The sequence below is a fragment of the Mesorhizobium sp. M1B.F.Ca.ET.045.04.1.1 genome (assembly GCF_003952465.1).
GTDB lineage: Bacteria > Pseudomonadota > Alphaproteobacteria > Rhizobiales > Rhizobiaceae > Mesorhizobium > Mesorhizobium shonense.
Genome location: NZ_CP034448.1, coordinates 3,592,226 through 3,606,902 on the forward strand (window position 1 = coordinate 3,592,226; position 14,677 = coordinate 3,606,902).

The 14,677-nt window shown below is 63.0% G+C and carries 14 protein-coding genes; 3 read left to right on the forward strand and 11 right to left on the reverse strand.

What is annotated here, in order from left to right; translation table 11 throughout:
- Positions 1–11 precede the first annotated feature (11 nt).
- From EJ071_RS17605 to EJ071_RS17630, 6 genes are read right to left on the reverse strand one after another with little or no spacing between them, the layout of a single operon-like run.
- Positions 12–431 carry a ribulose bisphosphate carboxylase small subunit gene (locus EJ071_RS17605; protein WP_126098978.1) on the reverse strand — a complete coding sequence of 140 codons (420 nt, stop codon included), beginning with the start codon at positions 429–431 and terminating at the stop codon, positions 12–14.
- An 11-nt stretch (positions 432–442) separates the two neighbouring features.
- Positions 443–1,903, reverse strand: coding sequence for a form I ribulose bisphosphate carboxylase large subunit (locus EJ071_RS17610; RefSeq protein ID WP_126098979.1), 1,461 nt, complete (start codon positions 1,901–1,903; stop codon positions 443–445).
- A 35-nt stretch (positions 1,904–1,938) separates the two neighbouring features.
- Positions 1,939–3,018: a class II fructose-bisphosphate aldolase gene (gene fba / locus EJ071_RS17615; RefSeq protein ID WP_126098980.1), complete on the reverse strand. Its 1,080-nt coding sequence runs from the start codon at positions 3,016–3,018 to the stop codon at positions 1,939–1,941.
- An 11-nt stretch (positions 3,019–3,029) separates the two neighbouring features.
- The gene (gene tkt, locus EJ071_RS17620) at positions 3,030–5,036 is read right to left on the reverse strand and encodes a transketolase (protein ID WP_126098981.1); all 2,007 of its coding nucleotides are present in this window, start codon (positions 5,034–5,036) and stop codon (positions 3,030–3,032) included.
- A gap of 10 nt (positions 5,037–5,046) precedes the next feature.
- On the reverse strand, positions 5,047–5,919 hold the full coding sequence (locus EJ071_RS17625; protein ID WP_126098982.1) for a phosphoribulokinase: 873 nt from the start codon (positions 5,917–5,919) through the stop codon (positions 5,047–5,049).
- A gap of 8 nt (positions 5,920–5,927) precedes the next feature.
- Positions 5,928–6,977 carry a class 1 fructose-bisphosphatase gene (locus tag EJ071_RS17630; RefSeq protein ID WP_126098983.1) on the reverse strand — a complete coding sequence of 350 codons (1,050 nt, stop codon included), beginning with the start codon at positions 6,975–6,977 and terminating at the stop codon, positions 5,928–5,930.
- 119 nt (positions 6,978–7,096) lie between these two features.
- Here EJ071_RS17630 and EJ071_RS17635 point away from each other — a divergent pair, with 119 nt between their 5' ends.
- Together EJ071_RS17635 and EJ071_RS17640 are read left to right on the forward strand one after the other, a co-directional pair.
- Positions 7,097–8,086, forward strand: coding sequence for a LysR family transcriptional regulator (locus tag EJ071_RS17635; protein WP_126098984.1), 990 nt, complete (start codon positions 7,097–7,099; stop codon positions 8,084–8,086).
- Between the two features lie 224 nt (positions 8,087–8,310).
- Positions 8,311–8,511 (forward strand): hypothetical protein, encoded by a 201-nt coding sequence (locus EJ071_RS17640; protein WP_126098985.1) that lies wholly within the window; start codon positions 8,311–8,313, stop codon positions 8,509–8,511.
- A 4-nt stretch (positions 8,512–8,515) separates the two neighbouring features.
- On the opposite strand, the gene EJ071_RS17645 is transcribed toward EJ071_RS17640, so the two are convergent.
- The 5 genes from EJ071_RS17645 to EJ071_RS17665 all read right to left on the reverse strand — a co-directional run bounded on the left by EJ071_RS17645 (position 8,516) and on the right by EJ071_RS17665 (position 13,137).
- Complete coding sequence (locus tag EJ071_RS17645; RefSeq protein WP_126098986.1) at positions 8,516–9,145, reverse strand: hypothetical protein; 630 nt, start codon at positions 9,143–9,145, stop codon at positions 8,516–8,518.
- Positions 9,145–10,005: an ABC transporter permease gene (locus EJ071_RS17650; protein ID WP_189521550.1), complete on the reverse strand. Its 861-nt coding sequence runs from the start codon at positions 10,003–10,005 to the stop codon at positions 9,145–9,147. Before EJ071_RS17650 ends, EJ071_RS17645 begins: the two co-directional genes overlap by 1 nt.
- An 11-nt stretch (positions 10,006–10,016) precedes the next feature.
- Positions 10,017–10,805 (reverse strand): ATP-binding cassette domain-containing protein, encoded by a 789-nt coding sequence (locus EJ071_RS17655; RefSeq protein ID WP_126098988.1) that lies wholly within the window; start codon positions 10,803–10,805, stop codon positions 10,017–10,019.
- 87 nt (positions 10,806–10,892) lie between these two features.
- The gene (locus EJ071_RS17660) at positions 10,893–11,819 is read right to left on the reverse strand and encodes a PQQ-dependent catabolism-associated beta-propeller protein (protein ID WP_245460342.1); all 927 of its coding nucleotides are present in this window, start codon (positions 11,817–11,819) and stop codon (positions 10,893–10,895) included.
- Between the two features lie 67 nt (positions 11,820–11,886).
- Positions 11,887–13,137: an ABC transporter substrate-binding protein gene (locus EJ071_RS17665; protein WP_126098990.1), complete on the reverse strand. Its 1,251-nt coding sequence runs from the start codon at positions 13,135–13,137 to the stop codon at positions 11,887–11,889.
- 410 nt (positions 13,138–13,547) lie between these two features.
- On the opposite strand from EJ071_RS17665, the gene EJ071_RS17670 reads away from it, so the two are divergent.
- Entirely contained in the window at positions 13,548–14,675 is a 1,128-nt protein-coding gene (locus EJ071_RS17670; RefSeq protein WP_126098991.1) for an S-(hydroxymethyl)glutathione dehydrogenase/class III alcohol dehydrogenase, read from the forward strand.
- Positions 14,676–14,677: the final 2 nt, after the last annotated feature.

A 14,677-nucleotide genomic window follows, 5' to 3' on the forward strand; every position in this document is an offset into this window, starting at 1 on the left:
TGTCGCGATGATCAGCCGTACCTCGTTCCAGCCGGCTTGTCGGCGGCATAGGGCCTGGTGGTGTAGCGGATCATGCGGCCTGCGGCCTCCTGCCGCTCGAGCCGATAGCCGGGTTCCTCGGCCGGGCGGTTTACGATGAAGGAGAGCTTGACCGATTCCCAGCCATGCGAGGAATCGAAGGCGACGACGCGGATATAGCGGTCGCCATAGAGCTTGCGACATGCGTTCAGCTCCATCATCAGCGCCGCCGCGTCGGGATTGTCGAACATCGGGTGACCCCACATCTCCCAATAGACATTGCGCGGGTGAGGGTCGTCGGTGACCTCGAGGCTGACAGCCCATTTGTTGTCGATGCAATACTGCACCTGCGCGCGGATCTGGTCGTCGGTCAGGTCGGGCAGGAAGGAAAAGGCCCCTTGGGTGATACGCATGACGGTTCTCCTTATTCGGCTGCCGTAGCCACCGGAACGAAGTCCGGCGTGTCGGTCGAGGCATAGTTGAAGGTCACGTCCTTCCAGGTCTCGAGCGCCTGTTTCAGCGGCAGGCAGCTTTTGGCTGCGTTCTCCAGGATCTGCGGTCCTTCCCGCACATAGTCGCGACCCTCATTGCGGGCGAGGATCATGCATTCGAGGGCAACGCGGTTTGCGGTGGCACCCGCGGCGATGCCCATTGGATGGCCGATGGTGCCGCCGCCGAACTGCAGCACGACGTCTTCGCCGAGCAGGTCGATGAGCTGATGCATCTGGCCGGCATGGATGCCGCCCGATGCCACCGGCATCAGCTTGTTGAGCGATGCCCAGTGCTGGTCGAAGAAGATGCCGTTCTCCAGCTTCATCGGGTTATGGTCCTCGCGGCAGATGTCGTAGTAACCCCTTGTCGTCGCCGGGTCGCCCTCCAGCTTGCCGACCACGGTGCCGGCATGGATGTGGTCGACGCCGGCAAGCCGCATCCATTTGGCGATGACGCGGAAGGAGACGCCGTGCGACTTCTGGCGCGTGTAGGTCGAATGGCCGGCGCGATGGAGGTGCAGGATCATGTCGTTCCTGCGCGCCCATTTCGCCATCGACTGGATTGCCGTGTAGCCGATCACAAGGTCGATCATGACGATGTTGGAGCCGAGCTCCTTGGCGAAGTCGGCCCGTTCGTACATGTCCTCCATGGTGGCCGCGGTGACGTTGAGATAGGTGCCCTTGACCTCGCCCGTGTCGGCCTGTGCCTTATTGACCGCCTCCATGCAGTAGAGGAAGCGCTCGCGCCAATGCATGAAAGGCTGCGAGTTGATGTTCTCGTCGTCCTTGGTGAAATCCAGCCCGCCTTTGAGCGCCTCGTAGACGACGCGCCCGTAGTTGCGGCCCGACAGGCCGAGCTTCGGCTTGACGGTGGCGCCGAGCAGCGGGCGGCCGAACTTGTCGAGGCGCTCGCGCTCGACGACGATGCCGGTCGCCGGACCCTGGAAGGTCTTCACATAGGCGACGGGAAAACGCATGTCTTCGAGCCGCAACGCCTTCAACGGCTTGAAACCGAAGACGTTGCCGATGATCGATGCCGAAAGATTGGCGATGGAACCCGGCTCGAACAGGTCGAGGTCGTAGGCGATATAGGCGAAATACTGTCCGGGCGCGTTCGGCACCGGGTCCACCCTATAGGCCTTGGCGCGGTATTTTTCGCTCGCCGTCAGCCGGTCGGTCCAGACCACCGTCCAGGTTGCGGTCGAGGATTCGCCGGCGACGGCTGCCGCGGCCTCAATCGGGTCGACACCGTCTTGCGGCGTGATCCTGAACACCGAGATTATGTCGGTGTCCTTCGGCTCGTAGTCGGGCTCCCAATAGCCCATCTTCTTGTATTCCATGACACCGGACCTGTAGCGGTCCTTGCCGGTCACGGTTTCGGATCTGTTGGGCATGGTGCCGGTCCTTTCCTTTTTTGGCGGACCGCCGCTCAGGCGGCTTTCGCGGTTGCGATTTGCGGGTCGAGTTTTCCCGCGGCATAGCGTTTCGCCATCTCGTCCATGGCGATGACCTTGATCTTCGAGGCGTTGCCGGCGGTGCCGAAGCGTTCGAAACGATCGCGGCAAAGGTCGCGCAAGGCGCCCATGGCGGGCTTCAGGAATTTGCGCGGATCGAATTCGCGCGGATCCTGCGTCGCGACGCGGCGGAACTGCCCGGCCATGGCCATGCGGCAATCGGTGTCGATGTTGACCTTGCGCACGCCGTGGCGGATGCCGCGCTCGATCTCCTCGACCGGAACGCCGAAGGTCTGGGGCATCTCGCCGCCATAGTTGTTGATGATGTCCTGCAGTTCCTGCGGCACGGAGGACGAACCATGCATGACCAGATGCGTGTTCGGCAGCTTCTCGTGGATCGCCTCGATCACCTGCATGGCCAGGATATCGCCGTCCGGCTTGCGCGTGAACTTGTAGGCGCCGTGGGAGGTTCCGCAGGCGATCGCCAGCGCATCGACGCGGGTGGCGGTCACGAAGTCGACCGCCTGATCGGGATCGGTCAAGAGCTGGTCGTGCGACAGCGCGCCTTCCGCGCCGTGACCGTCCTCGGCCTCGCCCTGGCCGGTTTCCAGCGAGCCGAGCACGCCGAGCTCGCCTTCGACGGAAGCGCCGACCCAATGCGCCATGCGCGCGACGCGTTCGGTGATGGCGACGTTGTAGTCGTAGCTCGTCGGGGTCTTGGCGTCCGCCATCAACGACCCGTCCATCATCACCGAGGTGAAGCCGTAGCGGATCGCCGAAAGGCAGGTGGCTTCGTTGTTGCCGTGATCCTGATGGATGCACAGCGGAATGGCCGGATGGATCTCGGTCAGCGCCTCCATCATCCTGGCCAGCATGATGTCGTTGGCATAGGAGCGGGCGCCGCGCGAGGCCTGGATGATCACCGGCGCGTCGCAAGCGCTCGCCGCCTCCATGATGGCGAGGCCCTGTTCCATGTTGTTGATGTTGAATGCCGGCACGCCGTAACCGCGCTCGGCGGCATGGTCGAGGAGCTGGCGAAGGGTGATGCGGGCCATTGTCCGTCCTCCTAGATGATGAGCTTCAGCGCCGCCGCGGCGACGGCTTCGGTCGTGATGTCGAAATGCCGGTAGAGGTCCGGGGCGGGAGCACTGGCGCCGAAGCCGGTCATGCCGACAAAAGCGCCCGTGTCGCCGATCCAGCGATCCCAGCCGAGACGGGCGGCGGCCTCAACCGCGACGCGCGGCGCAGAGCCGAGGACGGACTTCCGGTAGTCGGCATCCTGTTCCTCGAACAGTTCCCAGCAAGGCATCGAGACGACCGCGGCGGCGATGCCGTGTTCGGTCTCCAGCCGTTCGGCGGCGGCAACGGCGATCTCGACCTCCGACCCTGTGGCGATCAGTGTCACAGCGCGGTGCGCGGACGGCTCGCGCAAGACGTAGGCGCCGCGACTGGACCGGTTTTCGTCGCTGTGTGCCTGGCGCAGCATCGGCAGGTTCTGGCGCGAGAGCACAAGCACGCTCGGCCGCGTCGCGCTCTTCAGCGCCAGCTCCCAGCACTCCGCTGTTTCGATGATGTCGGCCGGACGGAAGACGTTGAGGTTCGGTGTCGCCCGCAGCATCGCCAGGTGCTCGATCGGCTGATGGGTCGGGCCGTCCTCGCCGAGACCGATGGAATCATGCGTCATCACATAGACGACGCGCTGGCTCATGAGCGCCGAGAGCCGTATCGCGCCGCGAGCATAGTCGGCGAAGCAGAGGAACGTGCCTCCGTAGGGCACGAAGCCGCCATGCAGCGCGATGCCGTTCATGGCCGCGGCCATGCCGTGCTCGCGGATGCCGTAGTGAATGTAGCGGCCTGCATAGTCGCCGGGCGCTATGCGATCCATGCCCTTGGTGATCGTCAGGTTCGAATGCGTGAGGTCGGCGGAGCCGCCGATCGTCAGCTCGGTGGCGCCGTTGATCGCGGCAAGCGCCATTTCGGAGGCCTTGCGCGTTGCAACCTTGGTCGCCTTCTCGGCATTCTCCTTGCGGAAGGCGGCAAGGGCCTCGAACACGGCATCGGGCAATCTGCCGCCGATCGCGCGCTCGAAGGCCTCGCGCCGCGGCGAGGCGGCAAGCCGCTGCTGCCAGGCGCGCCGAGCCGCTTGCCCGCGCTCGGCAGTCTCGCGCCATGCGGAAAGGATATCGTCCGGCACCTCGAACGGCGCGTAGTCCCAGCCGATGTTTTGCCGCGTCGCGGCAATCTCCGCGTCGCCCAGCGGCGCGCCATGCGTCTTTTCCGAACCGCCCAGGTTGGGCGCGCCCTTGCCGATCACCGTGCGGCAGGCGATCAGAGATGGCCGATCCGACTGCCGCGCGGTCTCGATTGCCGCGGCGACTGCCTCCATGTCGTGGCCGTCCACCGACTGGACAAGCCATCCGGCTGCCTTGAACCGGGTTGGCTGATCCATCGATGTCGACAGCGAGGTCGGTCCGTCGATGGAGATCGCGTTGTCGTCCCAAAGCACGATCAGGCGGGCGAGCTTAAGATGGCCTGCGAGATCGATCGCCTCGTGGCTGATGCCTTCCTGCAGGCACCCGTCGCCTGCGATCACGTAGGTGTAGTGGTCGACGAGATCGGCGCCGTGACGGGCGGCTAGCATGCGCTCCGCCAGCGCCATGCCGACAGCGGTCGAAATGCCTTGTCCGAGCGGACCGGTGGTCGTCTCGATGCCAAGCGCGTGACCATTCTCCGGATGTCCGGCGGTACGGCTGCCCAGTTGACGGAACCGCTGCAGTTCCTCGATCGGCATATCTTCGTAGCCGAGCAGGCAATGCAGCGCATATTGCAGCATCGAGCCGTGCCCGGCTGAAAGCACGAAGCGGTCGCGATCAGGCCAGTCCGGCGTTGTCGGGTCGATGTTGATGAAGCGGCCGAACAGTACCGTCGCGACGTCTGCCATGCCCATCGGCATGCCCGGATGTCCGGAATTGGCCTTCTGCACGCTGTCCATGGCCAGCGCGCGGATTGCGTTCGCCATGTCGCGCTCGGAGACTGCGGTGGCGACGGACTTCAATGCTGCCAGGCTGGTCATGGCGTCCTCCTCACGACACACGTTTCTTGCGTTCGATCAATTGCAGGATGAGCGGCGTCAGGATCAGCTGCATGGCAAGGTCGAGCTTGTTGCCCGGCACCACTATGGAATTCGGCCGCGACATGAAGGAGTCGTGGATCATGGAAAGCAGGTAAGGGAAATCGATGCCGCGAGGATTGGCGAAGCGGATGACCAGCATCGATTCGTCAGGGGTCGGAATCCAGCGTGCGATGAACGGGTTTGACGTGTCGACGATCGGCACGCGCTGGAAGTTGATCGCGGTCTGCGAGAATTGCGGAACGATATAGCGGACATAGTCCGGCATGCGGCGCAGGATCACGTCCATCACCGCTTCGGTGGAATAGCCGCGCGTAGCGCGGTCGCGATGGATCTTCTGGATCCATTCGAGATTTATGACCGGCACCACGCCGATCTTGAGATCCGCATGCCTGGCCAGGTCGATCTTGTCGGTGACGACGCAGCCATGCAGGCCTTCGTAGAAGAGCAGGTCGCTCGGGGCGAATTCGCGCCATTCGGTGAAATTGCCGGGCGGCGTGCCGTATAGCTTCTCCTCGTCCTCGTCATGGACATAGGTGCGGGTCCGTCCGGTTCCCCGGCGGCCATATTCCTCGAAAACCCCCTCGAGGATCCCGAGCTCGTTGGCCTCGGCATGGAAATGGGTGAAGTTCGGGTTGCCTGCCTTTTCCTGTTTGGCCACCTCCACCTTCATGGCCGCGCGGTCGTAGCGATGAAAGGCGTCGCCTTCGATGAAGGCTGCCTCGATGTTCTCGCGCCGGAAGATCAGCTCGAAGATGCGCTTGACCGAGGTTGTGCCAGCGCCCGACGATCCGGTGATGGTGATGATGGGATGCCTTGCCGACATGATGCAGCTCAAGCCCTGAAAAGTCCGCGGCGGCTGAACAGCGGCGCACGCTCGCCGATCGCGCTGGGTTCGGTGTGGTAGCGGGCGATCCGCGCGACTTCGCGCGCGGATCCGAAGACCACGGGTATGCGCTGATGCAGGCTCTCGGGTTCGATTTCGAGGATGCGGGTAATCGTATCGGTCGCCGCGCCGGCCGCCTGTTCGACCAGATAGGCAATCGGATTGGCCTCATAGACGAGCCGAAGGCGGCCTTGGCGGTAGCCCCTGCGTTGGTCGCCGGGATACAGAAACACGCCGCCGCGCATCAATATGCGATAGCAGTCGGCGGCAAGCGAAGCGATCCAGCGCATGTTGAAGTCCTTCTCCCGTGGGCCTTCGGTGCCTTCCAGACAGTCGTCGACATAGAGGCGCACGGCCTCGTCCCAGTGGCGGTAGTTGGCGGCGTTGATGGCGAACTCCTGGGTGCGCTCCGGGATGATCCGGCTTTCGTAGGCCTGGACGAAGGTGCCCAGCCTCGTCGAATGCACGAAGACGTGCGTGCCGCTGCCGAGCGACAGAACGAGAGCCAGCTGCGGCCCGTAGATGAAGAACCCGGCGCCCAGCATGCGCACGCCCGCCTGCAAAAAAGAGGCGGCCGGATTGGCGTCCGGCGCGCCAGTCGCAGGGAGGAGCGAGAAAATCGTTCCGATCGACACGTTGGTGTCGATGTTGGAAGAGCCGTCGAGCGGGTCGATGGCGACGGCGAGGGGGGCTTTCCTGTCGAGCAGGACCGGCTGCTCCAGCTCCTCGGATGCATAGAGCGCGACCGGAGCGTGGCGCATTGCGTCGAGGAAGATCTCGTCGGCGAAGATGTCGAGATCCGTCTGGACATCGCCGTCTGCATTGGTGCCGCGGGTCCCTCCAAAAGCGGTGCCGAGCACCCCTTGGTTGATGGCATTGCGGACCTTGGTGGCGGCCTGCGTCAGCTGACGGACGGTGGCCACGACCGCGGAGCGGCGTTCGTCAAGCGGGCCGCCGAGATAGGAGTTCAGAAAAGCATCGAGCGTTGCCGCTGGCATCGTAGCCTCCCGGTCCGGCCGTATCCCTCGAGGCCGGATGGGGAGATGAAACCAAACGATCTGCGCTAAGTAAAATTCAATAACTTTACCTGAGCAGTAAAAATAATTTAGTATGTCGCATGAGGAACCTCACGCTTAAGCAATTCAAGACCGTTCAGGCAATCGTCAGCCACGGGAAAATCGTCAGCGCGGCCAAGGTGTTAGGCCTCTCTCCTCCAGCGGTGACGATCCAGTTGCGACAGGTGGAGGAGGAGTTCCAGCTGGCCTTGTTCGACCGGACGTCGGACGGCATGCGTCCCACCGCCGCAGGGCTGGCCTTCGTCGAGGCGGCGCAGGCTATCGAGGAGCGGCTTCGTCTGCTCGACGACGAGATGGACGCCATCAAGGGCGTGCGCACCGGCAGCCTGAGGCTCGGCGTCGTTTCCACCGCCAAATATTTCGCGCCGCGGCTCATGGCGGGCTTCATGAAGGAGCATCCCGACATCGACATGCGGCTTGCCATCGGCAATCGCGCCGAAACGATCGATAGTTTGAAGAACCACGACATCGACATCGCGCTGATGGGCCGTCCGCCCAAGGAAGTCTCGGTGCGCGCTTCGGTCTTCGGCGATCACCCGCTGGTCATCATCGCGCCGCCCGAACACCCGCTGGCGTCGGCACGCGACATTTCCAAGCAAAGGATCGCCGAGGAGCATTTCATCATTCGCGAGCCGGGCTCGGGCACGCGCATCTCGCTGGAGATATTCCTGAGCGACGTGCCTGGCCGGATCGACGATCTCGGCGTCGAGATGGGCTCGAACGAGACGATCAAGCAGGCGGTGATGGCAGGTCTCGGCATCGCCTTCATCTCCGCCCACACCATTGCCGCGGAAACGGAAGCGGGCCGGCTCGTCATTCTCGACGTGGTCGGCATGCCGATCCGCCGGCAATGGTTTTCGGTGATGCGCACCGATCACGTGATCTCGCCGGCGATGGCGACCTTCAACGATTTCCTGATGCGCAGGGGCGCAACATACCTGCCCCTGTTCGGCAAACTGTATCCACACGCCGAAGCGAATGAAGCAGCACCGAGGCAACAAGCGATGGCAACCGGAAAACGACCGGAGTGAAACGCCTCATATATCGGCCACCGCGATCATGCGAAAAGATCCGAGAAGGGGCGTGGACAATCGTCGCCGCCGATGGTGGTCGGCCGGCCCTCATGTTATGTTGCTGCATAGAAGGGCAGGGGCAGGCGCTTCACACTCGCGGCTAGACGGATGGGCAGCCAACCCTGCATGCAAATCGCTATGCGCCCGGGCGTGGGGTTCGGGAATTCGAAGGGGAAGGGGCAATGCTTTATACGATCGTGATGATGGTCTGCATGACGGCGGCGCCGCAGACTTGCGAGCAACGCGAGGAAATGGCGGACGGCCTGGCCATGAATCCCGGGGTGGCCTTCATGCAGGCGCAGCCGCTGGTCGCCCATTGGCTGGAGACACATCCTGGCTATGTCGTTCAGCGCTGGCGTGTGCTGCCCGGCCGGGGATCCTGACGGACTATTTCTTCGGGGCAAGCGTTTCCGAGACAGTCTTGGACAGCTGATAAAGCCGCTGCTCGATTATCGTCGGCACATCGCAGACGTAAGTCAGCGATTGCGCTCGCTCGTTGAAGATTCGCGTGGCGAAATTCAGTTGGTCTGTCCGCCGCTCGACCTCGTCCTGATCCGCGTCGGGTTTTGCACGCAAGGCATCGACATCGGACGCTTGCTTGCGCAATTCGGCTGCCATTTCGAGCTGCCTGTGGGCGTAGCGGGAAATGCCGGAAATCACGTGCGAACGCTCGGCGTCCATGTGGTCGAACATGCCCTGCTCGAGCATCGCCATTTTCGGCGCAAGCTGCTCGGCCGGCACCGAGGCCGCAAAATCCCTGATCTTCTTCTGCGCGTCTGCAATCGGCAGCCTGCGAGCCGCCACCTCCTCGACCAAAGCGGAGACCGAAGGGTCCTCCGACCAGTCCTTCGCCGCTGGTGGAAGGTCCGGTCCGTTCCAGACCTGGCCGAGCGAGAGTTGCGGCACCTTGCGCTGCACACAGGGCCAGTCCGGATCGGTATTCGCGGCCATGGCGCTGGCGTGCGGTAGGAGCACGGCAGCCGCAACCAGGCTGCGAACAAGGCCCATCCGTTCCATCAACCGTTTCCTCCCGTGCCCTGTTTGCGGGTCATCAGGCCGCGCGAAGGGTCATAAGCGATGATGGCGCCTCCCAGGAACAGCAGCGTGCAGCCGGCCACGACACCCAGCGACACCCAATCGACCTGCCCGTAGAAGGCGAAGCGGATCAGTTCGACGGCATAGGTGAAGGGGTTGGCGAGGCAGAGCTTGTAAAGAAGCGGGCTCGCTTCCTGGATACGCCACAAAGGGTAGAGCGCCGGAGAAGCGAAATAGCCGGGAAAGATGACGAAGTTCATGATGCCGGCGAAGTTTTCGAGCTGCTTGATCATCGAGGACAAAAGCATGCCGAGCGCACAAAGCATCATGCCCGACAGGAACAGCGCCGGCAGCACGAACAAATAGCCGAGCGGCGGCGCCTTGACGCCCCAGAACCAGGCAACGATCAGGAACGCGTAAACCTGCGCGATCGAAACGGCAACGCCGGCGAGCATCTTCGACAGCAGCAGGAACCAACGCGGAAATGGGCTGACAAGCAGGATGCGCATATTGCCCATCTCGCGGTCGTAAACCATCGACAGCGAAGACTGCATGCCCGAGAACAGCAGGATCATGCCGCACAGGCCGGGCGTGATGTAGACTTCGTAGAGCACGTAGGTCTTGTAGGGCGGGATGATCGAGACGCCGAGCACCTGGCGGAATCCGGCGGCAAAAATGAACAGCCAGACGAGCGGTCGAACCAGCGAGGAGATGAAGCGCTCGCGTTGATGCAGGAAGCGCAGGCATTCCCGTACGACGACACCTTTCAGGCAGATGAGATAGTGACGAAGGCCGAACGCGCCGGAGGTCGCCGGCGTGACGGCGGCGACCTTTTCCGGCATTGCGGAAGCGCTCATGGCGAGATCTCCGCAATGCCGGCCGCTTCGCTGCGGCTGAGCCTCGAAAAGGCGTCGCCGATCGAACCCGCGCCGCTTGCCTTGACGACGTCGGCCACCTTGCCCTTGGCGACCAGGTCGCCCTGACGCAGCACGACGACGTGGTCGCCGTCGTCAACCTCGTCGATCAAATGGGTGGCCCAAAGCACGCCGATGCCGTCGGTTTCGACCAGCTTGTGGATGGTGGCAAGAATGCCCGCGCGCGACTGGATGTCGAGACCGACCGTCGCCTCGTCGAGCAGCAGCAAGGAAGGGCGGTGGAGCAGCGCCCTGGCGATTTCGATGCGCCGCATCTGGCCGCCGGAGAGAGAACGGGCCTTGTCATGCTCGCGACCCTGCATGTCGACCGTTTCAAGCAGAGTGGCGATACGCTGCCGGGCTTCGCGTCCGCTGATGCCATGCAGCGAGGCGTGATAGGAGAGGTTCTGGTAGACGCTGAGGTCGAGATCGAGCGTACGTGCCTGAAACACGATGCCGACACGCCTGAGCGCCTCGCCGGAAGCACGGCTGACGTCATGGCCGAAGATGCGGATCGATCCCCGGCGCGTGTTGTAGAGATGGCTGATCAACGAGAACAGAGTTGTCTTGCCGGCACCATTGAGGCCGAGCAGGGCAGTGAAAGTCGCCGGTGCGATCGAAAAAGTGACGTCGTTGAGCGCCCGCTTGGGACCATAGGAATGGCTGACGCCGGCGACGTCGAGCGCCGCCACTTCATCTCCCGCTGCCCCCGTCCTGACATGCTGCATGGATGGCTCCTTCAGGCCGTGCCCTTTATCTAGCGCGCTCGATTGCCTTTGGCTTCAGTTGCAGGTCCTCGGCTTCCCGACTGCGCTCTATTGGGGCGATATGACCACGCCCCAGGGTTGCTGGCCGACGGTGACCGACTGAACCGGCTCGTCGGTCGCAGTGTCGATGAAAGTGATGTCGTTGGAATTGCCGTTCGTGGTGATCAGTGTTTTCTGATCGGGGGTGAAGTCCAGATGCCAGACGCGTTGGCCGACGAGGATGTACTTTTCCACCTCGTAGCTTTGCGTGTTGATCACCGCGACATGGTTCGCCGGGCCGAGCGCGACATAGGCCTTCTTGCCGTCGGCGCTGATGGCGATGCCTACCGGCTGAATGGTTTCTGCCCTCAATCCCGCAATCGCGAACCTGATCTTCTTCACGACCTGGCGCTTGGCGTTATCGATGACGCTGACGGTGCCGCCGACTTCGGCGCTTACCCAGATCTGCGATCCGTCGGGCTTGAACGCGGCGAAGCGCGGGCGCGTGTCGACCAGCACGTTGTCGGTTACCTCATGGCTCTCGGTGTCGATGAAGTGCGCCATGCTGGTGGTCTCCGAGGTGTTGACCATGGTCTTGCCGTCCGGGCTGACGGCCATGCCTTCCGGTTCGACGCCAACCGGAATCTCGGTCTTGACTTCCTTGCTGTCGACGTCGATCGCGGTGACCAGATTGTCGTTTTCATTGGCGACGTAGAGCGTCTTGCCGTCGGGCGAAAGCACGAACAATTCGGGATCGTCGCCGGAGGGCAGCGTGCCAACGACCTGCAGCGTCGCGGTGTCGATGATTTGGATCATATTGTCGTCGCTGGCGCACAGATAGATGAACTTGCCGTCGTGCGAAATGGTGATGCCGCGCGGTCTTTGGCCGACGTCGACGGTCTTTACCACCTGCATGGTCGCCGTATCGACGACGGTCATCGTATTGTCCTTCTCGTTGGAGACATAGGCCGTATAGGCCCACGCCGGACCCGCCATGAAGCCGGTCGCGAGAATGGCGAGTGCACAAGCTCGTCCTTGCACCGAAATTCCTCCCGATTGCTTTCTACTTAAGGGCGCATTTCGTCTCCGGCTGATCGACGCCGAGCGTGTCGAGCTCGGAAACCTGGTGGAGATAGCCCTCTTGCGGCGAGGTCGAGACGACCGACTTGGTATCGCCAAGCAGGATCGGCTGGCGAAGCTGGAGGTTCCATTTGCGGAAGGTCAGCTTCTGTCCCTTGAAGGCGGCGACCGAGAAATCGTCCGAGCGGATGTAATCGCTGATCTTTTTCGGATCGTCGCCATTCGTGCGCGTGGTGGCTTCGCCGACGGCCCGCACGGCCGTCCAGGCCGACATGTCCTTGGACAGCATTCGCCGGCCCATCGTCCTCAGGAAGCGACTTTGCATCTGGATGCCGCCCCATTGCTCGCTGGCGGGGTGCCATGACAATGCCACGAGACCGGCCGTGCCTGCGACAAGCCGCGGCGTCCAGGTGCGGTAGGGGACGTAAGTCCCGAACACCTCGCTCTCATCGGCGACCAGCACCACATCGTGCTCCGGCAGATCCTGCGTGAAGACGGAGATCTGCTGCTGGATCTGCGTGGCGCCGGTGTCGGTACGCCTGGCTGTGCCGGTGTCCTTGAACTCCTTCTCGGCGACGATCTGGCCGCCGAAACGGGTTGCCGCGCGGCGCAACGCGTCGGCATAGAGATGGTCCTGCTCATGCGAACCATAGAGCAGCACCCAGTTCGGCCATTTCTTCACCATGAGATACTGCGCCAGCGCGTCGGCCAGCATGCTGCGCGTCGGCGCGATATGGAAAACGTTTATGCGACAGTCCTCCTCGCGCAGCCTGTCGTCGGTGGCGCCGATGTTGAAGATCAGCACGCCCTTGTCGCGTGCGATATCGGCGATCGACAGCAACTGCTTGGCCGAGAGGTCGGCGACCACATAGCGATCGCCTTTGGCGATGAGGTCGCCGAATGCCTGAACCGCGTCGGATTCCGGCTTTATCTCGGCAACGTCCAGGCTGAACTTCTGATTGATGAACTTCCCGGTCGTGTTGTTGTCGCCGATAGCGACATTGGCACCCGCGACGCCTTCGTCACGCGGCGGCACGTCGAGCAGGGAAAGCGTCAGTCGCGGGGCGTAGGCCCGCAGGTAGCCGATCTTGATTTCAGTGATCTTTTTTTCAGCCCCGGCCGTTGCCGTCGGTTGTTTGCCCGCCTCTTCCTGGCCTGCCGCCCCGGAAATGTTGGCGGTCAGGAAAAGAAAGCACAAAAAGGCCGCAAGAGTGCTCGGCACCGCGCTCGTCATCGATAGCCATACCCGTTCTTGCGCAGAAGCCCGATCGTGTCGGACCGGCGCCAAGCCAAGGTGCCCGTGGCGAACTTAGCGGAAGTGCTGGATTTATCAAACCTTGCAGGCTGGCTCGTCGCTTCTGCTTTAGTCCAATTTGCCCGTGCCAGGGAGATCGGCGACCAAACGGGTCACGGCTTCCCGAACGTGCGCAAAAAGCTCCGAACTGATCTTCAAGATCAGCGCCGCGTCCATAGCGCGGCTGCCTCGACGCGGTTGCGGGCCGGGGTACCTTGGTAGAATAGACTTATGAGGTGGATCGTTCGATTATCGCGACCTCACGACGGCCAGAAAACGGACATTTGTTGCGAGCGAGCCTCAAGCCCGCCGAGCACGGAATTCTTCGACTGCCTTGGGAGGAATGCCTCATGAAAACGCGAGCCGCAGTTGCCGTTGGCGCCGGAAAGCCGCTGGAGATCATGGAGGTGGACCTCGAGGGCCCGCGCGACGGCGAGGTGCTGGTCGAGGTCAAGGCGACCGGCATCTGCCACACCGACGAGTTCACGCTCTCGGGCGCCGATCCGGAAGGCATCTTTCCGGCCATCCTCGGCCATGAGGGCGCCGGCATCGTCGTCGATGTCGGCAAGGGCGTGACCTCGGTCAGGAAGGGCGACCACGTCATCCCGCTCTACACGCCCGAATGCCGGCAGTGCCCGTCCTGCCTGTCGAGGAAGACCAATCTGTGCACCGCCATCCGCGCCACCCAAGGGCAAGGCCTGATGCCCGACGGCACCTCGCGCTTCTCGGTCAATGGCGAAAAGCTGTTTCACTATATGGGCTGCTCGACCTTCTCCAACTTCACCGTGCTGCCCGAGATCGCGGTCGCCAAGGTCAATCCCGACGCCCCCTTCGACAAGATCTGCTACATCGGCTGCGGCGTGACCACCGGCATCGGCGCGGTCATCAACACGGCACGAGTCGAGCAGGGCGCCACGGCGGTCGTCTTCGGCCTCGGCGGCATCGGCTTGAACGTCATCCAGGGGCTTCGCCTTGCCGGCGCCGACATGATCATCGGCGTCGATGTCAACAACGACAAGAAGGCCTGGGGCGAGAAGTTCGGCATGACGCATTTCGTCAATCCGAAGGAGATCGACGGCGACATCGTGCCGTACCTGGTCAACATGACCAAGCGCGGCGCCGACCAGATCGGCGGCGCCGACTACACCTTCGACTGCACCGGCAACACCAAGGTGATGCGCCAGGCGCTGGAGGCCTCGCATCGCGGCTGGGGCAAGTCGGTCGTCATCGGCGTTGCCGGCGCCGGCCAGGAGATCGCGACCAGGCCGTTTCAGCTGGTCACCGGCCGCAGCTGGATGGGCACCGCCTTCGGCGGCGCGCGCGGCCGCACCGACGTGCCGAAGATCGTCGACTGGTACATGGAAAAGAAGATCCAGATCGACCCGATGATCACGCATACGCTGACGCTCGACGACATCAACAAGGGCTTCGACCTCATGCATGAGGGCAAGTCGATCCGCAGCGTCGTGGTTTACTGAAG